This is a genomic window from Amycolatopsis sp. NPDC102389, from assembly GCF_044765885.1.
Taxonomy (GTDB): Bacteria; Actinomycetota; Actinomycetes; order Mycobacteriales; family Pseudonocardiaceae; genus Amycolatopsis.
On sequence record NZ_JBIWKX010000008.1, the window covers coordinates 169163 to 190026 of the forward strand.

Sequence of the window (20864 nt, forward strand, 5' to 3'; positions counted from 1 at the left end):
CAAGGTCGCTCACAAAAACCTTCCCCTTCCCGCCGAAACGATGCTAACCCCCGCACGGATACGGCCTGGTTCCGGGTATGTCCGTTGCTCCGAATGCCAACCGTGTCATCTTTGGCGGTGCAGATCTCGAAAACGCGCGTTTTCCGCGGCCATCACCGGGTCGCGGTGGGATCTTCGCCGTCGGACAGCGCCTCCCACAGCTCGGTCTCTGGATCCTTCGCGGCCTTCTTCTTCGCTCCCGGCGCCGAATACTTCGCGCCGAGGCGCGGCATCCGGCCCGCGCCCTTGATGGCTGCCAACCCGCCCGCGGTCACGAGAATTCCCCCGAGGATCGCGAGACCGCGGCCTCCCAGCATCTGGGCGACCGGCAGTCCGTCGGCGAAGCCGCTGAACGAGCCGCCCGCCACGCCGATCCACACCGCGGCGAGGCCGGCCACGGCGAGTACCACGCCGAGCACCCGGCGTGGCCAGCCGCCGGTGGCGATCAGCCCCGCCGTGCCGGCGAGCGCCAGCAACGCGAGGGGAATCAGCGCAACCGCCCGCTGTGAACCGGTTTCCGTGTACAGCACGGTGCCACGCACGCCGCCGTCGCGGAACTCCGCGAACCACACGAGCCGCGAGGAACCCCACAGCGCCACCGCGCCCAACAGCAGGCCCACCACGGCGATCCACAGTGGACGCTTGGCCTTCTTCGGCGTGGTGGCTTCCGGGGCCTCAGACACGAGTGCTGTCACCCGCCGGGTCGAGTTCGTCCGCCGCTATCATCGTCTGCGCCGCCGCCACGGCGGAAAGCACCGTACGGGCCTTGTTGAGCGACTCGTTGTCCTCGTAGTCGGCCACCGAGTCCGCGACGACTCCCCCGCCCGCCTGGACGTACGCGGTGCCGTCCTTCATCAGCGCGGTGCGGATCGCGATCGCGGTGTCGGCGTCCCCGGCGAAGTCGAGATAGCCGACCACGCCGCCGTAGAGCGCCCTTCGGGTCGGCTCCAGCTCCTCGATCAACTGCATCGCGCGGACCTTCGGCGCGCCCGAGAGCGTCCCAGCCGGGAAACAGGCGGTGACGGCGTCGAAAGCGGTCTTGTCGTCGAGGAGTTCGCCGGTGACCGTGGAGACGATGTGCATGACGTGGCTGTAGCGCTCGACGTCGAAGAAGTCGACGACGCGCACGGTGCCGGGCTTGCAGACCTTGCCGAGGTCGTTGCGGCCGAGGTCGACGAGCATCAGATGCTCGGCGCGCTCCTTCTCGTCCGCGAGCAGGTCCTTGGCCAGCTGCGCGTCCTCCTCCGGATCGGCGCCGCGCCAGCGGGTGCCCGCGATCGGATGCGTGGTCGCGCGGCCGTCCCGCACGGTGACCAGCGACTCCGGGCTGGACCCGACGATGTCGAAGCCGTCCAAACGCAGCAGGTACATGTACGGGCTCGGATTGGACGTGCGCAGGACGCGGTAGACGTCGAGCGCGTCGGCCTGGGTCTCGATCTCGAAGCGTTGCGACGGCACGATCTGGAACGCTTCGCCCGCCTTGATCGCCTCGACGGCCTTCTCGACGGCCGCGTGGAAGTCCGGCTTGGAGCGGCGGCGCGTGAATTCGGGCGCGGGGCGGTCGAAGACGGCGGCCGTGGCCGGGGCGGCGACGTGCAGCTGCTTGGTCATCGCGTTCAGGCGCGCGACCGCGTCGTCGTACGCCGCGTCGACGCGCTCGGGCGAGTCGTCCCAGTTGACCGCGTTGGCGATCAGCGTGACGGTGCCCTCGTGGTGGTCGAAGGCGGCCAGATCGGTCGCCAGGAGCATGGTGAGCTCGGGGATGTCGAGGTCGCGCTCGGCGAGTTCGGGGAGCCGCTCGAGCCAGCGGACGGCGTCGTAGCCGATGTAGCCGACCATGCCGCCGGTGAGCGGCGGCATCCCGGGCAGCTGCTCGGTGTGGAGCGCGGCGACGGTCTCGCGCAGCACGGTGAGCGGGTCGCCTTCGGTCGGCAAGCCGACCGGCGGGGTGCCGGTCCACACGGCCTCACCGTCACGCACGGTCAGCGCGGCGGGACTGTCGACGCCGATGAACGACCATCGGCTCCAGGAAGCGCCGTTCTCCGCCGATTCGAAGAGGAACGTCCCCGGCCGGTCGGCGGCGAGCTTGCGGTAGACCCCGATGGGGGTCTCACCGTCGGCGAGCACGCGACGGACAACGGGGATGACGCGACGGCCCTCGGCGAGCGCGCGGAACTCGTCGCGCGAAGGGCTGACCGAGCCGAGCCCCGACGGGCTGGCGTTTGCGGCGCTGACCATGTCGCTCATTGTGCTGCAACGGTCGGTGGGTCCGGGACCGGGGGCAAAATTCAAGTATTGTTGAATTTTGCGCCGCGTCCGTTCATGATGGCGCCATGGCTGTTGAAGACACTACCGCCCGGCGCCGCGGACGGCGGCCCGGCGGACAGGACACCCGCACCGCGCTGATCGAGGCGGCACGCGTGGTGTTCGGGGAAAGCGGCTTCGACGGCGCGACCGTCCGCGCGATCGCGACGCGGGCCGGGGTGGACGCGGCGATGGTCAACCACTGGTTCGGCAGCAAGGAAGGCCTCTTCGGGCAAGCCATCCTGGAGCTCCCCTTCGACCCGCGCGAACTCCTCGCCGAACTGACCGCCGGCCCCGACGACGAGTTCGGGCAGCGGATCGTGCGGACCTTCCTCACCCGATGGGACGGCGCGGGCGGCGACGTGTTCCAGGCGCTCGTCCGCAGCGTCGCCGGACACGAGCAGGCGGCCCAGGTGCTGCGCGGGTTCTTCCAGAGCTTCTTCACGAAGGTGATCGGCGACATCGGCTCGGACAACATCGAACTGCGGACGACCCTGTGCGCGTCCCAGCTGGTCGGCATGGGCATGGTCCGGTACGTCGCGAAGTTCGAGCCGATGGCTTCGAGCGAGATCGAGCCGCTGGTGACCGCGATCGCGCCGACCGTGCAGCGCTACCTGACCGGGAAGATCGACTGAGCCGAGTTCGCCGTCTGATCACGTGAGTTTCGCCTTCAATCACGCGTGTCGCGCGTCTGGACACGTGAATCGCGCCCAATGCCTCCTTGCCTACCTTGAAGGTAGCGAAGGAGGCCTTCACTATCCGCTGGTCGAATGGCGACGATTTCCGTGATCGGACGCGCGACACACGTGATTGGAGGCGGAACTCGCGTGATCGGAGGCGTAACTCGCGAGCAGGCGCGTCAGCCGGCGACCAGCACCGCGATCAGCGCCAGCGTGCCCGGCACCACCTGCACGAAGAAGATCTTCTTGCTCGCCGTCGCCGTGCCGTAGAGCCCGGCCACGATCACACAGGCGAGGCCGAAGATCTTGAACTGCCACGCCGTGCTCCCGGTCGCGATCAGGCCCCAGATCAGCGCGGCGGCGAGGAAACCGTTGTACAGCCCCTGATTCGCCGCGAGCGCGGAGCTCTCCTTCGCGAACTCCTCGGTGGTGCCGAAGGAGGCACGGGCGCGCGGGGTGGTCCACAGGAACATCTCGAGCACGACGATGTACAGGTGGATCAGGGCGACGATGCCGACCAGTACGTTGGCGACGACGTTCACGCGTTCTCGCTCTCGTCGGCCAGCAGCAGCCGTTCGTCGGTGTCGAAACAGGTGTGCGTGCCGGTGTGACAGGCCGGGCCGGTCTGGTCGACGCGCAGCAGGACGGTATCGCCGTCGCAGTCGATCCGCACCTCGCGCACGTGCTGGACGTGGCCGGACGTCTCGCCTTTGACCCACAATTCCTCGCGGCTGCGCGAGTAGTAGGTGCCGCGCCGCGTGGTGAGGGTGCGTTCGAGCGCCTCGTCGTTCATCCACGCCATCATCAGGACGTCCGATGTGGAGTGTTCGACGACCACGGCGGCGATCAGCCCGTCGGCGTTGCGCTTCAAGCGATCCGACAAGGCGGGGTCAAGCGTCATTCGTGGCTCCGAGAAGGTGCCGTTTCACCGGCATCGAGTTGAGCAGGACCGCCGTGTAGATGTACCCGGCGAAGAGGAGGCCGGAGACGATCTTCACCCAGAAGAGTTCCGCCGCCATCATGGACAGCGCGTGCAGCAACGCGAACAGGAAGCTGACACCGAAACCGGCGAACCGCGCGGACGACATCTTCAGCACCAGCCCCGCCACGACCAGACCGCCGAGGACCAGCGACGTCACCGGCAGCAGGAACGTCCGCGCGGACGAGTACGGCGCGAACATGAGGACCACCGCCATCGCGATGTACGCGAACGGGAGCCCGAGCAGCAACGCGCTGACGACCTTGACCTCGGTGGCGGCCTTCCACTTGTTCGGGATCACCGGACCACGACTCCCCCGGCACGCAAGGCGCTCTTGACCTCGCCGATCTTCAACTGTCCGAAGTGGAACACGCTGGCCGCGAGCACCGCGTCCGCGCCGGCCTCGACGGCGGGCAGGAAGTGTTCGAGCGCGCCGGCGCCGCCGCTGGCGATCACCGGGACGCGGACGGCCGCGCGCACCTGGGTGAGGAGTTCGAGATCGAAGCCGTTCTTCGTGCCGTCGGCGTCCATCGAGTTGAGCAGGATCTCGCCGACGCCGAGTTCCTCGCCGCGCGCGGCCCATTCGACGGCGTCGATCCCGGTGCCGCGCCGGCCGCCGTGCGTGGTGACCTCGAATCCGGACGGGGTCGGTTCGGTGCCTTCGGGGACCCGGCGCGCGTCCACCGACAGCACGACGCACTGCGCGCCGAACCGGCGGGACGCCTCGCGCAGGAACTCCGGCCGCGCGATGGCGGCGGTGTTGATGCTCACCTTGTCCGCGCCGGTGCGCAGCAGCCGGTTGACGTCGTCGTTCGTGCGCACGCCGCCACCGACGGTGAGCGGGATGAACACCTGCTCCGCGGTCCGGCGGACGACGTCGAAGGTGGTCTCGCGGTCCCCGGAGGAGGCCGTGACGTCGAGGAACGTGAGCTCGTCCGCGCCCTCGGCGTCGTACAGGCGGGCGAGTTCGACGGGGTCACCGGCGTCGCGCAGGTCGGCGAAGTTGACGCCCTTCACCACACGGCCCGCGTCGACGTCGAGACACGGGATGACCCTGACTGCGACTGACATGGGGACAAGCGTAGTCAAGGGCGTTCTAAGCTCGCGGAATGGCACAGGCGGGGCGGCGGCCGGGGCAGACCGAGACGCGGGAGATGATCCTCGACGCGGCGCGGCGCAGGTTCGCCGAACAGGGTTACGACGGGGCGACCGTCCGCGGCATCGCCGCCGACGCGGGCGTCAACGCGGCGCTGCTGCACCATTTCTTCGGCACCAAGCAACGGCTCTTCGCCGCTTCGATGAACCTGCCGGTCGACCCGGGCGAGCTGGTCCCCCGGATCCTCGAAGGCCCCGAAGCCGAGGTCGGCGAACGCCTCGTCCGCGCGTTCCTCGGCCTCTGGCAGGCGCCGGACGGCCGCGCGCCGTTCCTCGCGATGATCCGCTCCGCGACCACCAACGAACAGGTCGCGACCATGATGCGGCAGTTCCTCGAACGGGCGGTGCTGGCGCGCGTGGCCGAGGCGCGCGGCGTGCCGAAGGCCCGGGTGGCCGGGATCGCCGCGCAGATGATCGGCTTCGCGCTGCTGCGCTACGTCATCGGGCTCCCGCCGCTGGCCGCCGCCTCGGAGGACGAGATCGTCGCGATGCTGGCGCCGGTCGCGCAGTACTACCTGACCCCCGGCGCCGAGAAAGTTCGGCTCCCGATGCATCACCAGGGTGGGCTCGCGCGTCACTAGAGGGAGACCACCGGCTGAGGGGGACACGTGCCTGCGACCTTCGACGAGTTCGTCGCGGATCGCCTGGACGGGCTCCTGCGCTACGCGGCCGTCCTGACCGACGATCCGTACCTGGCGCAGGACATCGTCCAGGAGGTACTGCTGCGTGCTCAGCAACGCTGGCCGAAGATCGACTCGCCACCGACGTACGTCCGCCGGATGGTGACCAACGAGTACCTCTCGTGGCGAAGGCGCCTGGCGGTCCGCCGGGTGACACCGTCCTCGCCGGAAGTGCTCGACCTGGTGAGCCCACCGGTCTCCGATCACGCCATCGAGTACGACGAACGCGACGCGATGCTGGACCGGCTCGCGAAGCTCCCGCGCAAACAACGCGCCGCGATCGTGCTCCGCTACTACGAGAACTACTCCGACGAGGAGATCGGCGCGGTACTCCGCTGCGCGACGTCGACCGTGCGCAGCCAGATTTCGCGCGCGCTCGCGACGCTGCGGGAAACCGGGCCGTCCTCGTCCGTGCAGCCCACGGGAGCCCGCAAATGACCCGACTGAGTGACGAGCACACCGAGGACCTGATCCGGGAAAGCCTCGAACACCTGGCGACGCGGGCGCCCGACGGGGCCGAGGTCCGCGACGCGCTGTCCCAGCGGTCGCGAAACCGTCCGACGATGGCCTTGGCACTGGTCGCGGCGGCGGTCGCGATCATCGCGCTCGGCGTCCCGCTGGGCCTTCGGGCCTACACCGCGGTCACGCCCGCCTCGCCGCGCAACGCCGATTGGGCGGTGCTGCCGTACAAACCCGGCTGGCTGCCCGACGGCTTCAAGGAGGTACAACGCGGCGCGAAGCCCTACCCCGCACCACAGACCAGGACGTGGAGTGGCGGCGAGGCCGGGCAGGTGCAGCTGACCACCACTCCGCTGGACGAGCGGAGCGGACCGTGGACCATCGCCCCCGCGCCGAACCAGATCATCGTGCACGGCAGGGTCGGGATGGTCACGGAGGCCTACGACGAAGCGACGACGCTGACCTGGACCCCCGACGACACGTACCTGCTGAGCTTGACGTTGTACCGCATGAAGGATCCGCGCGAGGTCGGTCAGCGGATCGCGGACGAGATGGTCAGGGACGACCGTGCCAGGGTTTCGGGTGAACTGCGGTTCGGCAGGTTGCCCGCCGATCTGGAGCTGTCCGGGGTGAACGTGTTCATGACGGTCGGCGGGGGCGCGACCGATCTCGAAGCCACCCGTACCGGGCAGCCCACCGCGGCGGCGGTCGTCACGGCGTCGCTCCGCGCCGAACGGCCGGACGCGGGCGACACCCAGCCCGTGCCGCTCAAGGTCAGGGGCGCAGACGGCTTTTCTCTGCCGAAACGGGACGGGCGGCTCGGTCCCCAGGACGAGACGGTCGCCGTCCAGGTGGAAGGCGGGCGATGGCTCACCGTGTCGGGGAAACAGGACCAGGCCACCCTGCTCGACATCGCGAACGGCGTCCAGCTGATCCCCGGCGACTACAGCTGGTTCGGAAAGGCACCGGAATAGTGACGGGCGGGCGGCGGTTGTCGACGACATGACGGACACCTACCGCTCCATCGCGTTCACCGAGTACGGCGACTCCGGGGTCCTGCGCGTCCTCGAGCGGGAACTCCCCGAGCCGGGCCCCGGACAGGTGCGGGTCGCGGTCCGGGCCGCGGGCGTGAACCCGATCGACTGGAAGATCCGCGCCGGTCTGATGGCCGAGGTGTTCCCGACGGAGTTCCCGGCCGTCCCCGGTGGCGACATCGCCGGCGTGATCGACGCGATCGGCGAGGGCGTGTCCGGTTTCGCGGCCGGTGACGAGGTACTCGGCTCCGGAGAAGGCGGATACGCGGAGTACGTCCTCGCGAATCCCGCAAAACTGGTCCGTAAGCCCGCATCGCTTTCGTGGGAACTCGCCGCGGCGCTGCCCGTTGTCGTCAACACCGCCTATCGCGCCCTCGACCTGCTGGATCTCCAGAAGGGCGAGACGCTGCTCATCGACGGCGCGGCCGGAGGTGTCGGCACCATCGCCGTCCAGCTCGCCGTCGCGCGCGGGCTGACCGTGGTGGGCACCGCGAGCGAAGGGAACCACGAGTACCTGCGTTCGCTGGGCGCCGTCCCGGTGCAGTACGGCGAAGGGCTCGCCGAGCGCGTACGCGACGTCGCACCGCATGGCGTCGACGCGTCCTTCGACGCCTCTGGGCGTGGCTCGCTCGCCACGCTCGTCGAGCTGACCGGTGGTCCGAAGCGGGTCATCACCATCGCCGCGCCGGACGCGGCCGACCACGGCGTCCGCTTCACGTCGGGATCTCCGGCCGAGCAGGTCCCCGGCTCGCTGGCCGAAGGCGCCGCGCTCGCCGCCGAAGGCAAGCTCGACCTGCCGATCGCTCGCGTCTACCCGCTCGCCGAAGCGGCCGCGGCCCAGGACGAGAGCGAAGCGGGCCACGTCCGGGGCAAGCTCGTCCTGGTCCCGTGAGTCCTCCCTCGTGAGTGACCCGGTCGTCCACATAGGACTGTTCTAAGGCGGGCTGAAGGTTCCCATCACCGCGTCTGATGCGGCGAAAGGAGCCTTCAGCTCCAGTCGGCCGCCGCACCTCTCGGCAACTCCTCATCCCTCACGAGCCGCGCCCCCTTGACTCGCGCTTCTCAACAGGCGCAGAATTAAACGCATGGCTAATTCAGCGATCTCCGTGACGGGCCTGCGGGTCGTCCGCGGCGGCCGTGAAGTCGTCAGGGACGTCGGTTTCGCGACCCCGCGCGGCCGGATCACCGGGCTGCTCGGCCCCAGTGGCTGCGGCAAGACGACGCTGATGCGCTCGATCGTCGGCGTGCAGATCGTCGCCGCGGGCGAAGTCACCGTGCTCGGCCATCCCGCGGGCAGCCCGCCGCTGCGGCGGTTGATCGGCTACGCCACCCAGAACCCGGCCATCTACGCCGACCTCACCATCACGGAAGCCTTGCGCTACTTCGCTTCCGTGCTCCGTGCGCCGGTGTCCGATGTGGACAGAGTGATCGGAGAGGTCGGGCTCGCCGAGCACGCGGGCAAACTCGTCGGCGCCCTGTCCGGCGGCCAGCACAGCCGGGCCAACCTCGCCGTCGCGCTGCTCGGGAAACCCGAACTGCTCGTCCTCGACGAACCGACCGTCGGCCTGGATCCCGTGCTCCGCGACGAACTCTGGGCACTTTTCCGCCGTCTCGCCGAGGGCGGGGCGACGCTGCTCGTGTCCAGCCACGTCATGGACGAGGCCGCGCGCTGCGACCGCCTGCTGCTCATGCGCGAAGGCCGGATCCTCGCCGACGACACCCCGGCCGGGTTGCGTGAACGCACCGGGACGACCGATCTGGAACAGGCCTTCCTGCGGCTGGTCCGCGAGACCGAGGTGAGCCCGTCATGAATCCCGCCCTGACCCTGGCCACGGCCCGCCGCATCCTCCTGCAACTCCGGCACGATCCGCGCACCGTCGCGATGCTGATCGTCGTCCCGTCGCTGCTGATGGTGCTGCTGCGCTTCGTCTTCAACTCCGAAGCGGTGTTCAGCCGTGTCGCCCCGGCGCTGCTCGGCGTCTTCCCGTTCCTGATCATGTTCCTGATCACCTCGATCACCACGCTGCGCGAACGCACCACGGCGACGCTGGAACGCCTGATGACCCTGCCGATCGGCAGGATGGACCTGCTCTTCGGCTACGCGCTCGCGTTCGGCTCGATAGCGATCGTGCAGGTCGGCGTCGCCGCCGGGGTATCGCTCGCCTGGCTGGGCCTCGACATCGCGGGCTCGATCGTGATGCTGCTGCTCATCGCCGTCCTGGACGCCCTCCTCGGGATGGCGCTCGGCCTCTTCGTGAGCGCGTTCGCGCGGACGGAATTCCAGGCGGTGCAGTTCATGCCGCTGTTCGTGCTGCCGCAGATCCTGTTGTGCGGCCTGTTCGTGCCGCGCGGGGAGATGGGCTGGCTCCTCAACTGGCTTTCGAACGTGATGCCGCTTTCGTACGCCGTCGAAGCGCTCACCCGGGTCACCACGTCGGGCACCGTGGACGCGACGCTCATCCGGAACCTGCTCATCGTCGGAGCCTGCGCCCTGGCCGCGCTGGTCCTCGGCGCGGCGACGTTGCGCCGGCGGACGCCCTAGACTCCCCGCATGGCATCGGAGTTCGAGCGGATCGCCGCCGAGAAGTACGTCGTCCTGACCACCTTCCGCAAGAACGGCACCCCGGTGCCGACGCCGGTCTGGGCGGCGGGCGACGGCGGCGAACTGGTGATCTGGTCCGAGCGGAAGGCGGGCAAGGTCAAGCGCATCCGCAACAGCGGCCGGGTCGAGCTCCAGGCCTGCGATTTCCGCGGCGCCAAGACCCACGGCGACGTCGTCGCGGGCGAGGCGCGGCTGCTGGACCTCGACGAGACCGAACGCGTGCGCAAGGTGATCGCGCGGAAGTACGGGATCACCGGCCGGGTCACGATGTTCTTCAGCAGGCTGCGGGGGCCGAAGGACCGGACTGTGGGAATCGCGATCAAGCCGGCTGAATGACCTGGGCTCGCAGCCCGGCCGCCATCGCCGCCGAATCGTGGTCCGGTCCGCAGCCGTCCACCAGGATCAAATCACCCGGAATGTGGTCCGCCCGCAGGTGCAGGATCTCCTGGTAGGCGGCCGACGCGTACCACTCGCGGGCCACGGCCAGGCTCGGGAAGCCGATCATCACCAGCGCTCCCGGCCATTCCCCTTCGACAACCTCGACCTCGGCCCCGTGCACGAGGAACTTCCCGCCGAAGGGATCGAGCGTGTCCTGGATCCGCTCCAGGTACTCGAAAACCTCCTCGGTCGGCGCACCGGTGGGGCGAAGGTGGGCGATACCGTACGCGGTCATGATGTCCTCCCAGGTTTCGTTGTCCTGGTAGGAATCCTGACCGAGCGGGCGCGTGGCGTCGATTACCCGGGAGGTAAAGCTCAGAACTCCGCGACGGCGGCGAGCGCCTCGGGCAGGGTGAACGCGCCGGCGTAGAGCGCCTTGCCGACGATGGACCCCTCGACACCGTCGCGGGCCAGCGCGGCCAGCGCGCGGAGATCGTCCACACTGGACACTCCGCCGGAGGCGATGACCGGCGCGTCGGTGCGGGCGGCTACCTCGCGGAGCAGGTCGATGTTCGGGCCCTGGAGGGTGCCGTCCTTGCTCACGTCGGTGACGACGTAGCGCTGCGCGCCGTCGCGGTCGAGCCGGTCGAGGACCTCCCAGAGGTCACCGCCGTCCTGCGTCCAGCCGCGCGCGGACAGCCGGTGCCCGGCCTCGGTGATCCGCACGTCGAGCCCGATGGCGACGCGGTCGCCGTAGGAGGAGACGACCTTCGCGGTCCACTCCGGGTCCTCCAGCGCCGCGGTGCCGAGGTTGACCCGGCGCGCGCCGGTGGCCAGGGCGGCCTCCAGCGAGGCGTCGTCGCGGATGCCACCGGACAGCTCCACCTGGACGTCGAGCTTCGCCACGACGTCGGCGAGCAGCTCGCGGTTGGAGCCCTTGCCGAACGCGGCGTCGAGGTCCACCAGATGGATCCACTCCGCACCGTCACGCTGCCAGGCGAGCGCCGCCTCCAGCGGGCTGCCATAGGAGGTTTCGGTGCCGGCCTCGCCCTGGACGAGTCGCACGGCCTGGCCATCGGCCACATCAACGGCGGGAAGGAGCGTGAAAGTCACGCGCCCACTCTAAGCGAGGGTGGTCAGCCAGTTGCGCAGCAGGTGCGCCCCGGCGTCCCCGGACTTCTCCGGGTGGAACTGCGTCGCCCACAACGGCCCGTTCTCGACCGCGGCGACGAAGTCCTGGCCGTGGTTCGCCCAGGTCACCTTGGGTTGCCGACCGGCGAGACCGGAGTCCAGTTCCCAGGTCCGCGCGGCGTAGGAGTGCACGAAGTAGAACCGCGTGTCCGCGTCGAGACCGGCGAACAGCTGCGAGTCTTCCGGGGCACGGACGGTGTTCCAGCCCATGTGCGGCAGGACGTCGGCCTCCAGCTTGTCGACCGTGCCCGGCCACTCGCCGGCGCCCTCGGCCTCCACGCCGTGTTCGACACCGCGTTCGAACAGGATCTGCATGCCGACACAGATGCCCAGCACGGGGCGGCCGCCGGCGAGGCGTTTGCCGATGATCTTCTCCCCCGACACCGACCGCAGCCCCTCCATGCAGGCGGAGAAGGCGCCGACACCGGGCACGACCAGGCCGTCGGCCTCGAGCGCGGCATGCGGGTCGGCGGTGACCTCGACGTCGGCGCCGGCGCGCTGGACGGCGCGTTCGGCGGACCGGAGGTTGCCGGACCCGTAGTCCAGGATCACCACGCGAGGAGTAGCCACCCGTCCAGGTTAGCGGACCGGATTTTCTCCGGATTTCCTGTTTCGACCTTCACTCTTCTGGGTAATAACGCCTCCAAGTGAAAGGCCGGCGCAGGACCGCCCTGCACTTTTGGAGGAACGATGCAGGACGCCGACGACCTGACCCGCCTGCTCGACGCCTGGCGCGAGGACATCGACAGCGTGCCTTTCCCTACCTTCGCGGAGCTGCTGATCCCGGCGCAGAAGCGGCGCTCCGCCTCCGCCCGGACGGCCACGGCATCGGTTCAGGTGACGAAGACCACCGGATGGCGCGATCGCTGACACCCGACTCCGGTCGCGTGTGTGGTTTTCTTCATAGGAAGGTGACCCACCGAGCCGACCAGGAGTGACGCATGAGCAGCAGCCCGGATCCGCGCGACTTCCTCGATCTCGACGCCGAGCTCTCCGCCGAGGACCGGGCCATGCGGGACGCCGTGCGTTCCTACGCGCACGACCAGCTCCTGCCGAACGTCGCCGAATGGTACGAAACGGGCGCACTGCCCGCCAAAGAGCTCGCCAAGGGGTTCGGACAGCTCGGGCTGCTCGGCATGCACCTGGAGGGCTACGGCTGCGCCGGCACCAGCGCGGTCGCCTATGGCATCGCCTGCCGCGAGCTGGAGGCCGTCGATTCCGGGCTGCGCAGCTTCGTCTCGGTGCAGGGTTCACTGGCGATGTACGCGATCCACAAATGGGGCACCGAGGAACACAAGCAGGAGTGGCTGCCGCGGATGGCCGCGGGTGAGGCGCTCGGCTGCTTCGGCCTGACCGAACCGGACGCCGGCAGCGACCCGGGCAGCATGCGGACGCGCGCGGTCCGCGACGGCTCGGACTGGGTGCTGAGCGGCACGAAGATGTGGATCACCAACGGAACCGTGGCCGACGTCGCGGTCGTCTGGGCGCAGACCGACGAAGGCGTGCGCGGCTTCGTCGTCCCCACGAACACGCCGGGTTTCACCGCGAACGAGGTCAAGCACAAGCTGTCGCTGCGGGCCTCGCTGACCGCGGAACTCGTGCTCGACGGCGTCCGCCTGCCGGATTCGGCGGCGTTCCCCGAGGTCCGGGGGCTGCGCGGGCCGCTGTCCTGCCTGAACGAGGCGCGCTACGGGATCCTGTTCGGTGTCGTCGGCGCCGCTCGGTCCTGCTACGAGTCCGCGCTGGAGTACACGCTGAGCCGGGAACAGTTCGGCAAACCGCTGGCCGGGTTCCAGCTCACCCAGCGCAAGCTCGCCGACCTGGTCGTCGAGGTCAACCGCGCCGGGCTGGTCGCGCTGCGGATCGGACGGCTCAAGGACGCCGGGACGCTGCACCACAACCACGTCAGCTTCGGGAAGCTCGCCAACGTCCGCTCCGCGCTGGAGGTCGCCAGGACCGCGCGCGGCATGCTGGGCGCCAACGGGATCTCGCTGGAGTACCCGGTGATGCGGCATATGTCGAATCTGGAAACCGTGCTGACCTACGAAGGCACCGAGGAGATGCACGCGCTCTCGCTGGGCCAGTCGGTCACCGGGCTCGCCGCCTTCCGCTGAGCGGCGATCACTCCTGTGCCGCAAGGAGTTCCGAGAGCCCGGCCGGGTAGAGGATCGCCTTGCCGCTCGCCACGTCGGCCATCGGCAGCCAGTGCACGCGCGCGCCGTCGTCGAGTACCACGCCGACCTCGTCGCGCTCGTAGAACGCCTTGTCGGCGAGGTCGGCGGTGAACAGGAACACGATCTCGTGCCCCGGCCTGCCTTCGAAGGTGTACACGTTCTCCAGCACGGCGATCTGCTCGACCGAGGTCAGCTCCGCCGCGAGTTCCTCCTGGAATTCGCGGTGCAGCGCCTCGACGGCGGTCTCCCCGAACTCGATCCCGCCGCCGAGCGGGCGGTGATAGGTCTCCCCTTTGGCGTGGTCGCGACCTTCGAACACGAGAAGGTCTTCACCGCGGCGGATGACCCCGAGCGCGAGCGGGCGGATCTTCGTCATCCTGGTGACGCTAGCGGAGGAATTCCTTGACGGACAAGGTGATCGAACCGGCGTCGAGACCGTGCGCGAGGTCGTGATCGGCCATTTCGCCGTAGATCCGGACTTCCGCGTCGCGCCGGACGCCGAGGGACAGCAGCCGATGCGGCGTTTCGGACAAGGCGTCCGCCACCGCGTGCGCCGAGGTTCCCGCGAGGTAAGGCTCGACCAGAACGACGTCGGTGCTCCCCGTGGCCTCGACGGCCGAGCGCAGCCCGGCGGCGTCGAACGGCCGGACCGTCGACGTGTAGAGCACGGTGACGTCGAGACCGTCGGTCGCTTCCAGCACCCTGTCGAGCATCGGCCCGACGGCCACCACGACGCCTCGCTTGCCTTCGCGCAGCGTCTGCAGACCGGGGCCCAAGTGCGCTTTCGCGTTCTCCTGCGCGGAAAGCCGGAGATAGACGCGGCCGTCGCCCGGGATGGACTCCAGCAGCAGCCGCCGTGCTTCCTCCGGGTGGCCGGGCACGTGCACGGTCCAGCCCGGCAACGTGTCGATGAGGGCGACGTCCCCGGGCGCCTGATGCGTCCGCCCGGCGGTCGGCATGTCGTAGGACGCGCCCGAGGACACCAGCACGGCGCCGACGTCCTGGTGCCCGAGGTCGAGTTTGACCTGTTCGAAAGCCCGCTCCACGAGGAACGACGAGAAGGTGTGGACGATCGGGCGCATCCCGGCCAGCGCCAGCCCGCCCGCGGTGCTCATCATCAGTTGTTCGCGGATGCCGACGTTGAGCACCCGGTCGGGGTGTTTCCTCGCGGCGAAGGCGAGTTGTGCGGCGGAGATGTCGGCGAGCACGACGGCGACGTTCGCGTCGGTGTCGAGCACTTCGGCGGTGGCTTCCAAGAACGTTTCGCGCATGTTCACGGGTTCAGGCCTTTCGCTCGACGGTCGCGACCACGGCGAGCGGCTGGTCCGGATGGGGCGTGGTGAAGGCTTCGTAGAGCGCGTCGTGATCGCGGCCGTCGACGGTGCGGGTGGCCCAGCCCTCGACCTCGAACCGGCGCGCGATCCCGCCGGGCCAGCCGTGCGTGGCCGAGGAGTTGTCGACGACGACGGCGGTCAGCTGCGGCATGCCGATGCGGCCGGCGATCGCGATGGCCTCTTGGTTGGAACCCTCGTCGAGTTCCGCGTCGCCGACGAGGGTGACGACCTTGGCGTCGCGGAATCCCTTGGCGCGCAGGCCGAACACGGTGCCGATGGCCAGCGGGAGCCCGTGCCCGAGCGAACCGCTGGAGATCTCGGCCCCGGGCAGCCTCGCCCGATCCGGATGGTGGCCGAGCCGGGACTCGGCCGAAGTCCAGTCGGCGAGTTCCTCCTCGTGGATGAAGCCCTTCTTCGCCAGCACCGCGTAATAGGCCATCGGCCCGTGGCCCTTCGACAGCAGGAAGCGGTCACGGCCGGGATCGCGGATGTTGTCCGGGGTGATGTCGAGCACACGGTCGTAGAGCACCCACAAGACGTCCACAGTGGACTCCGCGGCGGCCTGATGCTTCTCGTCCCCGGTCATCCGCGAGATCAGCCGCGGCAGATCCTCGTAGCCGGTCTTGGTGTCAGTGGTCATGAACCGAGGTTGCAACCTCGACTTAGGTCGAAGTCAAGGCTAGCCTGGCGACGTGACGAGACTGGCTGAACACCTGAGCATCGGACAGGTCGCCGACCGCAGCGGCGTGCCCCATACGGCTTTGCGTTTCTACGAGGACAAAGGGCTGATCAGCTCCGAGCGCTCGGCGGGCAACCAGCGGCGGTACTCGCGTTCGGTGCTGCGCCGGATCGCCTTCATCCGCGCCGCGCAGCGGGTCGGCCTCAGCCTGGACGACATCAGCTCGGCACTGGAGACCCTGCCCAAGGACCACGCCCCCACCAAGGCCGACTGGGCCCGCCTTTCGCGGGGCTGGCAGGACGAGCTCGACGCGCGGATCGACGCGTTGCAGCGCCTGCGCGACAGGCTGACCGGATGCGTCGGCTGCGGTTGCCTCTCCCTGCGCAGCTGCGGGCTCTACAACGCCGACGACCAGATGTCCCGGTTCGGCCCCGGCGCGGGGAAACTGCGCCCGGCGGCCGAGGGCGGCATCTGAATTCCGTTGCCACGCGGGTGCCGGATATGCGTCACTATGACTCGAAATGGACAAGAAGAACCTCATCCGAGTCTCGAAACGACTCTCCCGGCACCTGCGGCACGCACCCGGCGACATCGGGATCACCCTCTCCCCTGACGGCTGGGTCGAAGTCGACACGCTCTTGGCGGCCTTGCGGCGCAACGGCTTGAACGTCACCCGCGCCGAACTCGACGAAGTCGTCGAGGGCAACGACAAGCGGCGCTTCGCCTTCGACGAGGACGGGCTGCGGATCCGCGCCAGCCAGGGCCACAGCGTCGACGTCGACCTCGCACTGCCTTCCGCGATCCCGCCGGACGTGCTCTACCACGGGACGGTGTCCCGGTTCCTCGGCGCGATCATGCGCGAGGGCCTCCGGCCGATGAAACGGCACGCCGTGCATCTTTCGGCGACCGTGGACACCGCGCGAGCCGTCGGAGCCCGGCGTGGCGCCCCGGTCCTGCTCGCGGTGGCCGCGCGGGAGATGGCCGCCGCCGGGCACGAGTTCCAGGTGAGCGCGAACGGTGTCTGGCTCACCGCCGCCGTTCCGCCGGAGTTCCTGCGTCGCCTAGACGAGACCGTTGGCCCGTAGGACCCCGAGCGTGTTCACGGTGAACAGGCCGTTCCACTCCAGCGCGGCGGCGGGCGAATAGCTGGTGTAGTCGACCCGCCAGCCGCCGTCGTCGTGCTGCCCGTCCGCCACTCGCCGCAGATCCGCTTCGATGACGTCGGACCGGAAGAGCTTCCGTGCCGGGCCACCGGGTTCCGGGGCGAAATCGAGCGGGCGCATGGCCTCGCCCTCGATCCCGCCGCCGACGGCGACCACCCCGTCGTCCGGGACGAACCGGCCGAGCTTCTCGACCAGCCGTGTGTCGCCCAGGGCGTCCACCAGCTTCATCGCGAAGGCGAGCACGAGCGCGTGCGGTGCCTCGTCGAGCTTTTCGATCTCCTCCAGGCAGTAGCTCGTGGCCTTCGCCGGCCAGGGATGCGCGGCGACCGCGGGATCGTGCGCCGCGACGCGATGCGCGGTGACCGCGACGATCGCGGTGATCTGCAGCGAAGAGACCGACGGATCCGCGCTCGTCCAGAACGGCGCGCTGCCGTCGGGATCCGGCATCGGCAACGCGAACGGGATCCCGCCGTCGGGAAGGGAGATCGAGTCGAGCCAGTCGCAGAGTTCGGCCGCGCGCGGACTGGTCGCCGGTCCGACGTCGGCGAAGACCTCGAAAGCGTGCAGCGCACCGGCGGGCTGACTCGTCGCCGAGCGGCAGTCGGGTTCCAGACCGTGGCCGTAACCGCCGTCGGGATTGCGGTACGCCTCCAGCGCGGCGAGCGCCGCCGCCGGGTCACCGTCACGGAAAAGGACCTCGAAACGCCGCCGGTCGAGCACCCGGGCCTGGGTGGCCATGAACGTGGCCGCCGTGTTCAGATCGATGTTCATACCGACAGGGTCGCGCGGATCGCGGCGGCTGTCTTGAACACATCGGTCACGAGCGGCGGCGCGGGCGGTTGTAGAGCTTGCGGCCGACGGCCAGGAGCGTTTCGCGCAACGTTTCGTCGTCGAGCGAGGCGACCTCGGGCGAGCCGCCGGCGAGGGCGATACCGGCGAGGAGCACCTGCGCGGTGACCATCCCCAGCGCGTCCGGCTCCGGGCCGGCGAGGATCTCCAGCAGCCGGTTCTTGAAGCTTTCCGAGCGGTGGACGGATTTTTCGATCGCGCGGGCGATACCGGGGTCGCTGGAGAACAGGGCGACCAGCGCGCGGTGCCGCACCACGAGATCGACGAAACCGTCGAGCAGGTGGTCGATCTGCGCGCCCCTGGTGCGCTGGGCGCGCGCGTCGTCGACGATGCCTTCGAGCTCCCTCAGCACGGGTTCGGCGACGGATTCGGTGATCTCCGCCTTCGTCTTGAAGTGGTAGTAGACGGCGGCCTTGGTGACGCCGAGGGCGTCCGCGATCATCTGCAGCGAGGTGCCTTCCACGCCGTGTTCGGTGAACAGCCGCAACGCCGTGCCCAGTAGTCGCGTGCGGGTGTCCTCCACGTGGACGACGTCCATGTTCCCTCCTCGTTCAGCCGTCGGAGATTACGTCAAGCGTGCCCGTCGGGCCAAACGAGTACTAGCCGTGCGGCTAGTCACACACTTGCCGATCGGCTTGTAGGCCCCTAGCCGATCGGCTAGCTTGGAATGAACCTGATCGAGTGAACGGGAGACTTTCGTGGCCAGCTTCCTCTACCGCCTGGGCCGGTTCTCGTTCCGGCGCCGGGCACTGGTGACGGCGGTGTGGGCCGCCGTCCTGGTGGCCCTCGGCGCGGGAGCGCTGACCCTGTCCGGCCAGCTTTCGAACTCCGTGACCATCCCCGGCACCGAGTCGCAGAAGGCGATCGACCAGCTCGCCGACCGATTCCCGGAAGCCGCCGCCGGTGGCGCGACGGGGCGCGTCGTCATCTCGACTCCCGGCGACATCACCGACGCCGCCGGGCAGGCGGCGATCACGGGTCTGGTCAAGGGACTCGAAAACGCTCCGAAGGTCGCGGGCGTGGTCAACCCGTTGCAGGTGCAGGCGATCTCACCCGACAAGCATGTGGCGCTGGCGCAGGTCAGCTATCGCGTGCCGGGCTTCGAACTCACCGACGCCGACCGCGAGGGCCTGATGGCCGCAGCCGATTCCGCCAAGGCCGCCGGGTACACCGTGGACTTCGGCGGTGACGCCGTGCAGGCGATGCCCGCGACGAACGCCACCGAAGGCCTCGGTGTCGCCGTCGCCGCGGTCGTCCTGATCATCACCTTCGGCTCGTTGCTCGCCGCCGGGATCCCGCTGCTGACCGCGCTCATCGGCGTCGGCATCGGCATGGCGGGCATCACGACGGCGTCCGGTTTCCTCGAACTGAACACGAACACGCCGGTGCTCGCGCTGATGATCGGCCTGGCCGTCGGCATCGACTACGCGCTCTTCATCGTCTCCCGCTATCGGCACGAACTCACGATCGGCCGCGATCCGGAGGAAGCCGCCGGACGCGCCACCGGCACCGCGGGCTCGGCCGTGGTGTTCGCCGGGCTGACCGTCATCATCGCGCTGGCCGGCCTGACCGTCGTCGGCATCCCGTTCCTCGGCGAGATGGGGATCGCCGCGGCGCTCACCGTCGCCATCGCGGTCGTCATCGCGCTCACCCTGCTGCCCGCCATCCTCGGGTTCGCGGGCGGCAAACTGGCGGGCGGCAAGATCCGCTTGCGCCGCAAGGCAAGCGCGACGACGCACGGCGAGCGCTGGGCGAAGTTCGTGGCCCGCCACCGGATCCCGGTGCTGATCGCCGCGATCGCCGGCCTCGCGGTCGTCGCCGTGCCTGCCGCGAGCATGCAGCTCGGCCTGCCGAACGACAGCACCGCCGCGCCGGACACCACCCAGCGCAAGGCCTACGACACCGTCGCCCGCAGCTTCGGCGAAGGCGCCAACGGTCCGCTGGTGATCGTCGTCGACCTGAACGGCAGCAAGGACCGGCCAGCCGCGCTCCAGCAGGCGGCCGCGGGTATCGGCGGCCTCCCCGAACGCCCGATCGTCACGCCGCCCAAGACCAACCGCGACGGTGACCTGGCGCTGCTGACCGTCATCCCGAAGAGCGGTCCGAGCAGCACCGCGACCGAGGACCTGGTCAGCGACATCCGCGGCCTCAACGCGGGACTGGGTTCGGCCACCGGCGCGTCACTGGCGGTGACCGGGCAGACCGCGGCCAACATCGACGTCTCGGAGAAGCTCGCCGACGCGATGCTGCCCTATCTCGCGCTGATCGTCGGGCTCGCGTTCCTGTTGCTGATGCTGGTGTTCCGGTCGATCGTCGTCCCGCTGAAGGCGACGCTGGGCTTCCTCGGCTCCGTCGTCGCGACGTTCGGCGCCGTGGTGGCCGTGTTCCAGTGGGGCTGGCTCACCGACCTGCTCGGCGTGAAGACGACCGGGCCGATCATGAGCATGCTGCCGATCCTGCTGATCGGTGTGCTGTTCGGGCTCGCGATGGACTACCAGGTGTTCCTGGTGACGCGGATGCGGGAGGAGTACGTCCATGGTGCCGACCCGCAGCAGGCGATGGTGACCGGTTTCCGGCACGGCTCCCGCGTCGTGGTCGCCGCCGCGCTGATCATGATCAGCGTGTTCGCCGGATTCGTGCTCGCGGAATCGTCGCTGATCCAGTCGATCGGGTTCGCGCTGGCCTTCGGGGTGCTGGTGGACGCGTTCGTGATCCGGATGACCATCGTTCCGGCGCTGATGTCGCTACTCGGCCGCGGTGCGTGGTGGCTGCCGAAGTGGCTGGATCGCGTGCTGCCCGACGTCGACGTCGAAGGCGAGAAGCTCGCGAAGCAGCTGGACGCACCTGATGAGCGGGAGCTGGTCGACGCCGCGAAGTAGGCGCTGGTCGGGAGCTTCTTCGGAGCCTGGGCCTGGTGCTCATGTCGCGAAAGCCACTTTCGGGACATCAGACGTCGCGAAAGTGGCTTTCGCGACATGCCACGTTTGCCTTGCCCCCTCAACAAGCACATGAAGGCCCCTTCCTGTCCACAAGGGACACCGATCAAGTTCCGAGTGGCCGATTCGAGCGCTTTGCGCAGCTTTGCAGCCGGGGGGGGGGGGGGGGGGGTGTGTTTGTGACTATAAATACAAAAAAACACCACCCCCCAACAAACCAAACAGAGA

General features: G+C 69.3%; 27 protein-coding genes. 13 read left to right on the forward strand and 14 right to left on the reverse strand.

Annotation, left to right across the window (positions count from 1 at the left end):
- Positions 1–152: 152 nt before the first annotated feature.
- Both ACIRGA_RS10365 and ACIRGA_RS10370 read right to left on the reverse strand, forming a co-directional pair.
- Positions 153–722, reverse strand: a complete 570-nt coding sequence (locus tag ACIRGA_RS10365) for a Trp biosynthesis-associated membrane protein (RefSeq protein ID WP_400939000.1) — start codon at positions 720–722, stop codon at positions 153–155.
- Entirely contained in the window at positions 715–2277 is a 1563-nt protein-coding gene (locus tag ACIRGA_RS10370) for an anthranilate synthase component I (RefSeq protein WP_400939002.1), read from the reverse strand. The genes ACIRGA_RS10365 and ACIRGA_RS10370 overlap by 8 nt, the downstream gene beginning before the upstream one ends.
- A gap of 95 nt (positions 2278–2372) precedes the next feature.
- On the opposite strand from ACIRGA_RS10370, the gene ACIRGA_RS10375 reads away from it, so the two are divergent.
- The gene (locus ACIRGA_RS10375) at positions 2373–2978 is read left to right on the forward strand and encodes a TetR family transcriptional regulator (RefSeq protein WP_400939004.1); all 606 of its coding nucleotides are present in this window, start codon (positions 2373–2375) and stop codon (positions 2976–2978) included.
- A 224-nt stretch (positions 2979–3202) separates the two neighbouring features.
- Here the strand turns inward: ACIRGA_RS10375 and ACIRGA_RS10380 are convergent, their stop codons facing one another.
- Genes ACIRGA_RS10380 through hisF form a run of 4 tightly spaced genes read right to left on the reverse strand, consistent with a single transcriptional unit; the run spans position 3203 to position 5073 of the window.
- Positions 3203–3565 carry a DUF1304 domain-containing protein gene (locus ACIRGA_RS10380; RefSeq protein WP_400939007.1) on the reverse strand — a complete coding sequence of 121 codons (363 nt, stop codon included), beginning with the start codon at positions 3563–3565 and terminating at the stop codon, positions 3203–3205.
- Positions 3562–3924, reverse strand: a complete 363-nt coding sequence (gene hisI / locus ACIRGA_RS10385; RefSeq protein ID WP_400939010.1) for a phosphoribosyl-AMP cyclohydrolase — start codon at positions 3922–3924, stop codon at positions 3562–3564. Before hisI ends, ACIRGA_RS10380 begins: the two co-directional genes overlap by 4 nt.
- Positions 3914–4303, reverse strand: coding sequence for a hypothetical protein (locus tag ACIRGA_RS10390; RefSeq protein WP_400939013.1), 390 nt, complete (start codon positions 4301–4303; stop codon positions 3914–3916). The genes hisI and ACIRGA_RS10390 overlap by 11 nt, the downstream gene beginning before the upstream one ends.
- Positions 4300–5073, reverse strand: a complete 774-nt coding sequence (gene hisF, locus ACIRGA_RS10395) for an imidazole glycerol phosphate synthase subunit HisF (protein WP_016335963.1) — start codon at positions 5071–5073, stop codon at positions 4300–4302. The genes ACIRGA_RS10390 and hisF overlap by 4 nt, the downstream gene beginning before the upstream one ends.
- A 38-nt stretch (positions 5074–5111) precedes the next feature.
- On the opposite strand from hisF, the gene ACIRGA_RS10400 reads away from it, so the two are divergent.
- The 7 genes from ACIRGA_RS10400 to ACIRGA_RS10430 all read left to right on the forward strand — a co-directional run bounded on the left by ACIRGA_RS10400 (position 5112) and on the right by ACIRGA_RS10430 (position 10268).
- A complete protein-coding gene (locus ACIRGA_RS10400) occupies positions 5112–5738 on the forward strand; it encodes a TetR family transcriptional regulator (RefSeq protein ID WP_400939015.1) in 627 nt (208 codons plus the stop codon).
- Positions 5739–5765: 27 nt separating this feature from the next.
- Positions 5766–6275 carry an RNA polymerase sigma factor gene (locus tag ACIRGA_RS10405; protein WP_400939018.1) on the forward strand — a complete coding sequence of 170 codons (510 nt, stop codon included), beginning with the start codon at positions 5766–5768 and terminating at the stop codon, positions 6273–6275.
- On the forward strand, positions 6272–7270 hold the full coding sequence (locus ACIRGA_RS10410) for a hypothetical protein (RefSeq protein ID WP_400939020.1): 999 nt from the start codon (positions 6272–6274) through the stop codon (positions 7268–7270). Before ACIRGA_RS10405 ends, ACIRGA_RS10410 begins: the two co-directional genes overlap by 4 nt.
- 28 nt (positions 7271–7298) lie before the next feature.
- Entirely contained in the window at positions 7299–8222 is a 924-nt protein-coding gene (locus ACIRGA_RS10415) for an NADP-dependent oxidoreductase (RefSeq protein WP_400939022.1), read from the forward strand.
- Positions 8223–8415: 193 nt separating this feature from the next.
- Entirely contained in the window at positions 8416–9141 is a 726-nt protein-coding gene (locus ACIRGA_RS10420; RefSeq protein WP_400939024.1) for an ABC transporter ATP-binding protein, read from the forward strand.
- On the forward strand, positions 9138–9872 hold the full coding sequence (locus ACIRGA_RS10425; RefSeq protein ID WP_400939026.1) for an ABC transporter permease: 735 nt from the start codon (positions 9138–9140) through the stop codon (positions 9870–9872). The genes ACIRGA_RS10420 and ACIRGA_RS10425 overlap by 4 nt, the downstream gene beginning before the upstream one ends.
- 9 nt (positions 9873–9881) lie before the next feature.
- Positions 9882–10268 carry a PPOX class F420-dependent oxidoreductase gene (locus ACIRGA_RS10430; RefSeq protein WP_400939028.1) on the forward strand — a complete coding sequence of 129 codons (387 nt, stop codon included), beginning with the start codon at positions 9882–9884 and terminating at the stop codon, positions 10266–10268.
- On the opposite strand, the gene ACIRGA_RS10435 is transcribed toward ACIRGA_RS10430, so the two are convergent.
- The 3 genes from ACIRGA_RS10435 to hisH form a co-directional block, all read right to left on the reverse strand.
- Positions 10252–10605, reverse strand: coding sequence for a DUF1330 domain-containing protein (locus tag ACIRGA_RS10435; protein ID WP_400939030.1), 354 nt, complete (start codon positions 10603–10605; stop codon positions 10252–10254). The genes ACIRGA_RS10430 and ACIRGA_RS10435 overlap by 17 nt on opposite strands.
- Before the next feature lie 80 nt (positions 10606–10685).
- The gene (gene priA / locus ACIRGA_RS10440) at positions 10686–11423 is read right to left on the reverse strand and encodes a bifunctional 1-(5-phosphoribosyl)-5-((5-phosphoribosylamino)methylideneamino)imidazole-4-carboxamide isomerase/phosphoribosylanthranilate isomerase PriA (protein WP_007029948.1); all 738 of its coding nucleotides are present in this window, start codon (positions 11421–11423) and stop codon (positions 10686–10688) included.
- A gap of 9 nt (positions 11424–11432) precedes the next feature.
- On the reverse strand, positions 11433–12056 hold the full coding sequence (gene hisH / locus ACIRGA_RS10445; protein ID WP_400939071.1) for an imidazole glycerol phosphate synthase subunit HisH: 624 nt from the start codon (positions 12054–12056) through the stop codon (positions 11433–11435).
- A gap of 135 nt (positions 12057–12191) precedes the next feature.
- On the opposite strand from hisH, the gene ACIRGA_RS10450 reads away from it, so the two are divergent.
- Both ACIRGA_RS10450 and ACIRGA_RS10455 read left to right on the forward strand, forming a co-directional pair.
- Entirely contained in the window at positions 12192–12371 is a 180-nt protein-coding gene (locus tag ACIRGA_RS10450) for a hypothetical protein (RefSeq protein WP_400939034.1), read from the forward strand.
- A gap of 71 nt (positions 12372–12442) precedes the next feature.
- Entirely contained in the window at positions 12443–13615 is a 1173-nt protein-coding gene (locus tag ACIRGA_RS10455; protein WP_400939036.1) for an acyl-CoA dehydrogenase family protein, read from the forward strand.
- Positions 13616–13622: 7 nt separating this feature from the next.
- Here the strand turns inward: ACIRGA_RS10455 and ACIRGA_RS10460 are convergent, their stop codons facing one another.
- The 3 genes from ACIRGA_RS10460 to ACIRGA_RS10470 are packed head-to-tail and all read right to left on the reverse strand — an operon-like array spanning position 13623 to position 15649.
- Positions 13623–14051, reverse strand: coding sequence for an NUDIX hydrolase (locus tag ACIRGA_RS10460; RefSeq protein WP_400939038.1), 429 nt, complete (start codon positions 14049–14051; stop codon positions 13623–13625).
- 10 nt (positions 14052–14061) lie between these two features.
- Positions 14062–14952: a transketolase family protein gene (locus ACIRGA_RS10465; protein ID WP_400939040.1), complete on the reverse strand. Its 891-nt coding sequence runs from the start codon at positions 14950–14952 to the stop codon at positions 14062–14064.
- A 4-nt stretch (positions 14953–14956) separates the two neighbouring features.
- The gene (locus ACIRGA_RS10470; protein ID WP_400939042.1) at positions 14957–15649 is read right to left on the reverse strand and encodes a transketolase; all 693 of its coding nucleotides are present in this window, start codon (positions 15647–15649) and stop codon (positions 14957–14959) included.
- A 52-nt stretch (positions 15650–15701) separates the two neighbouring features.
- Between ACIRGA_RS10470 and soxR the strand changes: the two genes are divergently transcribed.
- Together soxR and ACIRGA_RS10480 are read left to right on the forward strand one after the other, a co-directional pair.
- Positions 15702–16163, forward strand: coding sequence for a redox-sensitive transcriptional activator SoxR (gene soxR, locus ACIRGA_RS10475; protein ID WP_219150304.1), 462 nt, complete (start codon positions 15702–15704; stop codon positions 16161–16163).
- Positions 16164–16209: 46 nt separating this feature from the next.
- Positions 16210–16773 carry an RNA 2'-phosphotransferase gene (locus ACIRGA_RS10480; RefSeq protein WP_400939045.1) on the forward strand — a complete coding sequence of 188 codons (564 nt, stop codon included), beginning with the start codon at positions 16210–16212 and terminating at the stop codon, positions 16771–16773.
- Here the strand turns inward: ACIRGA_RS10480 and ACIRGA_RS10485 are convergent.
- Positions 16750–17622 (reverse strand): hypothetical protein, encoded by an 873-nt coding sequence (locus ACIRGA_RS10485; protein ID WP_400939048.1) that lies wholly within the window; start codon positions 17620–17622, stop codon positions 16750–16752. The genes ACIRGA_RS10480 and ACIRGA_RS10485 overlap by 24 nt on opposite strands.
- A 46-nt stretch (positions 17623–17668) precedes the next feature.
- Positions 17669–18238, reverse strand: a complete 570-nt coding sequence (locus ACIRGA_RS10490; protein WP_400939050.1) for a TetR/AcrR family transcriptional regulator — start codon at positions 18236–18238, stop codon at positions 17669–17671.
- Between the two features lie 160 nt (positions 18239–18398).
- Between ACIRGA_RS10490 and ACIRGA_RS10495 the strand changes: the two genes are divergently transcribed.
- Positions 18399–20579 (forward strand): MMPL family transporter, encoded by a 2181-nt coding sequence (locus ACIRGA_RS10495; RefSeq protein ID WP_400939053.1) that lies wholly within the window; start codon positions 18399–18401, stop codon positions 20577–20579.
- The last annotated feature ends 285 nt before the right edge of the window (positions 20580–20864 follow it).

What these genes read in the sequence shown, in the direction of transcription:
- ACIRGA_RS10370 (WP_400939002.1), bottom strand. Translation starts at nt 2,277, where the DNA reads ATGGTCAGCGCCGCAAACGCCAGCCCGTCGGGGCTCGGCTCGGTCAGC.
- ACIRGA_RS10375 (WP_400939004.1), top strand. Translation starts at nt 2,373, where the DNA reads ATGGCTGTTGAAGACACTACCGCCCGGCGCCGCGGACGGCGGCCCGGC.
- hisI (WP_400939010.1), bottom strand. Translation starts at nt 3,924, where the DNA reads ATGACGCTTGACCCCGCCTTGTCGGATCGCTTGAAGCGCAACGCCGAC.
- hisF (WP_016335963.1), bottom strand. Translation starts at nt 5,073, where the DNA reads ATGTCAGTCGCAGTCAGGGTCATCCCGTGTCTCGACGTCGACGCGGGC.
- ACIRGA_RS10400 (WP_400939015.1), top strand. Translation starts at nt 5,112, where the DNA reads ATGGCACAGGCGGGGCGGCGGCCGGGGCAGACCGAGACGCGGGAGATG.
- ACIRGA_RS10410 (WP_400939020.1), top strand. Translation starts at nt 6,272, where the DNA reads ATGACCCGACTGAGTGACGAGCACACCGAGGACCTGATCCGGGAAAGC.
- ACIRGA_RS10415 (WP_400939022.1), top strand. Translation starts at nt 7,299, where the DNA reads ATGACGGACACCTACCGCTCCATCGCGTTCACCGAGTACGGCGACTCC.
- ACIRGA_RS10420 (WP_400939024.1), top strand. Translation starts at nt 8,416, where the DNA reads ATGGCTAATTCAGCGATCTCCGTGACGGGCCTGCGGGTCGTCCGCGGC.
- ACIRGA_RS10425 (WP_400939026.1), top strand. Translation starts at nt 9,138, where the DNA reads ATGAATCCCGCCCTGACCCTGGCCACGGCCCGCCGCATCCTCCTGCAA.
- ACIRGA_RS10430 (WP_400939028.1), top strand. Translation starts at nt 9,882, where the DNA reads ATGGCATCGGAGTTCGAGCGGATCGCCGCCGAGAAGTACGTCGTCCTG.
- ACIRGA_RS10435 (WP_400939030.1), bottom strand. Translation starts at nt 10,605, where the DNA reads ATGACCGCGTACGGTATCGCCCACCTTCGCCCCACCGGTGCGCCGACC.
- ACIRGA_RS10450 (WP_400939034.1), top strand. Translation starts at nt 12,192, where the DNA reads ATGCAGGACGCCGACGACCTGACCCGCCTGCTCGACGCCTGGCGCGAG.
- ACIRGA_RS10455 (WP_400939036.1), top strand. Translation starts at nt 12,443, where the DNA reads ATGAGCAGCAGCCCGGATCCGCGCGACTTCCTCGATCTCGACGCCGAG.
- ACIRGA_RS10460 (WP_400939038.1), bottom strand. Translation starts at nt 14,051, where the DNA reads ATGACGAAGATCCGCCCGCTCGCGCTCGGGGTCATCCGCCGCGGTGAA.
- ACIRGA_RS10470 (WP_400939042.1), bottom strand. Translation starts at nt 15,649, where the DNA reads ATGACCACTGACACCAAGACCGGCTACGAGGATCTGCCGCGGCTGATC.
- ACIRGA_RS10480 (WP_400939045.1), top strand. Translation starts at nt 16,210, where the DNA reads ATGGACAAGAAGAACCTCATCCGAGTCTCGAAACGACTCTCCCGGCAC.
- ACIRGA_RS10485 (WP_400939048.1), bottom strand. Translation starts at nt 17,622, where the DNA reads ATGAACATCGATCTGAACACGGCGGCCACGTTCATGGCCACCCAGGCC.
- ACIRGA_RS10490 (WP_400939050.1), bottom strand. Translation starts at nt 18,238, where the DNA reads ATGGACGTCGTCCACGTGGAGGACACCCGCACGCGACTACTGGGCACG.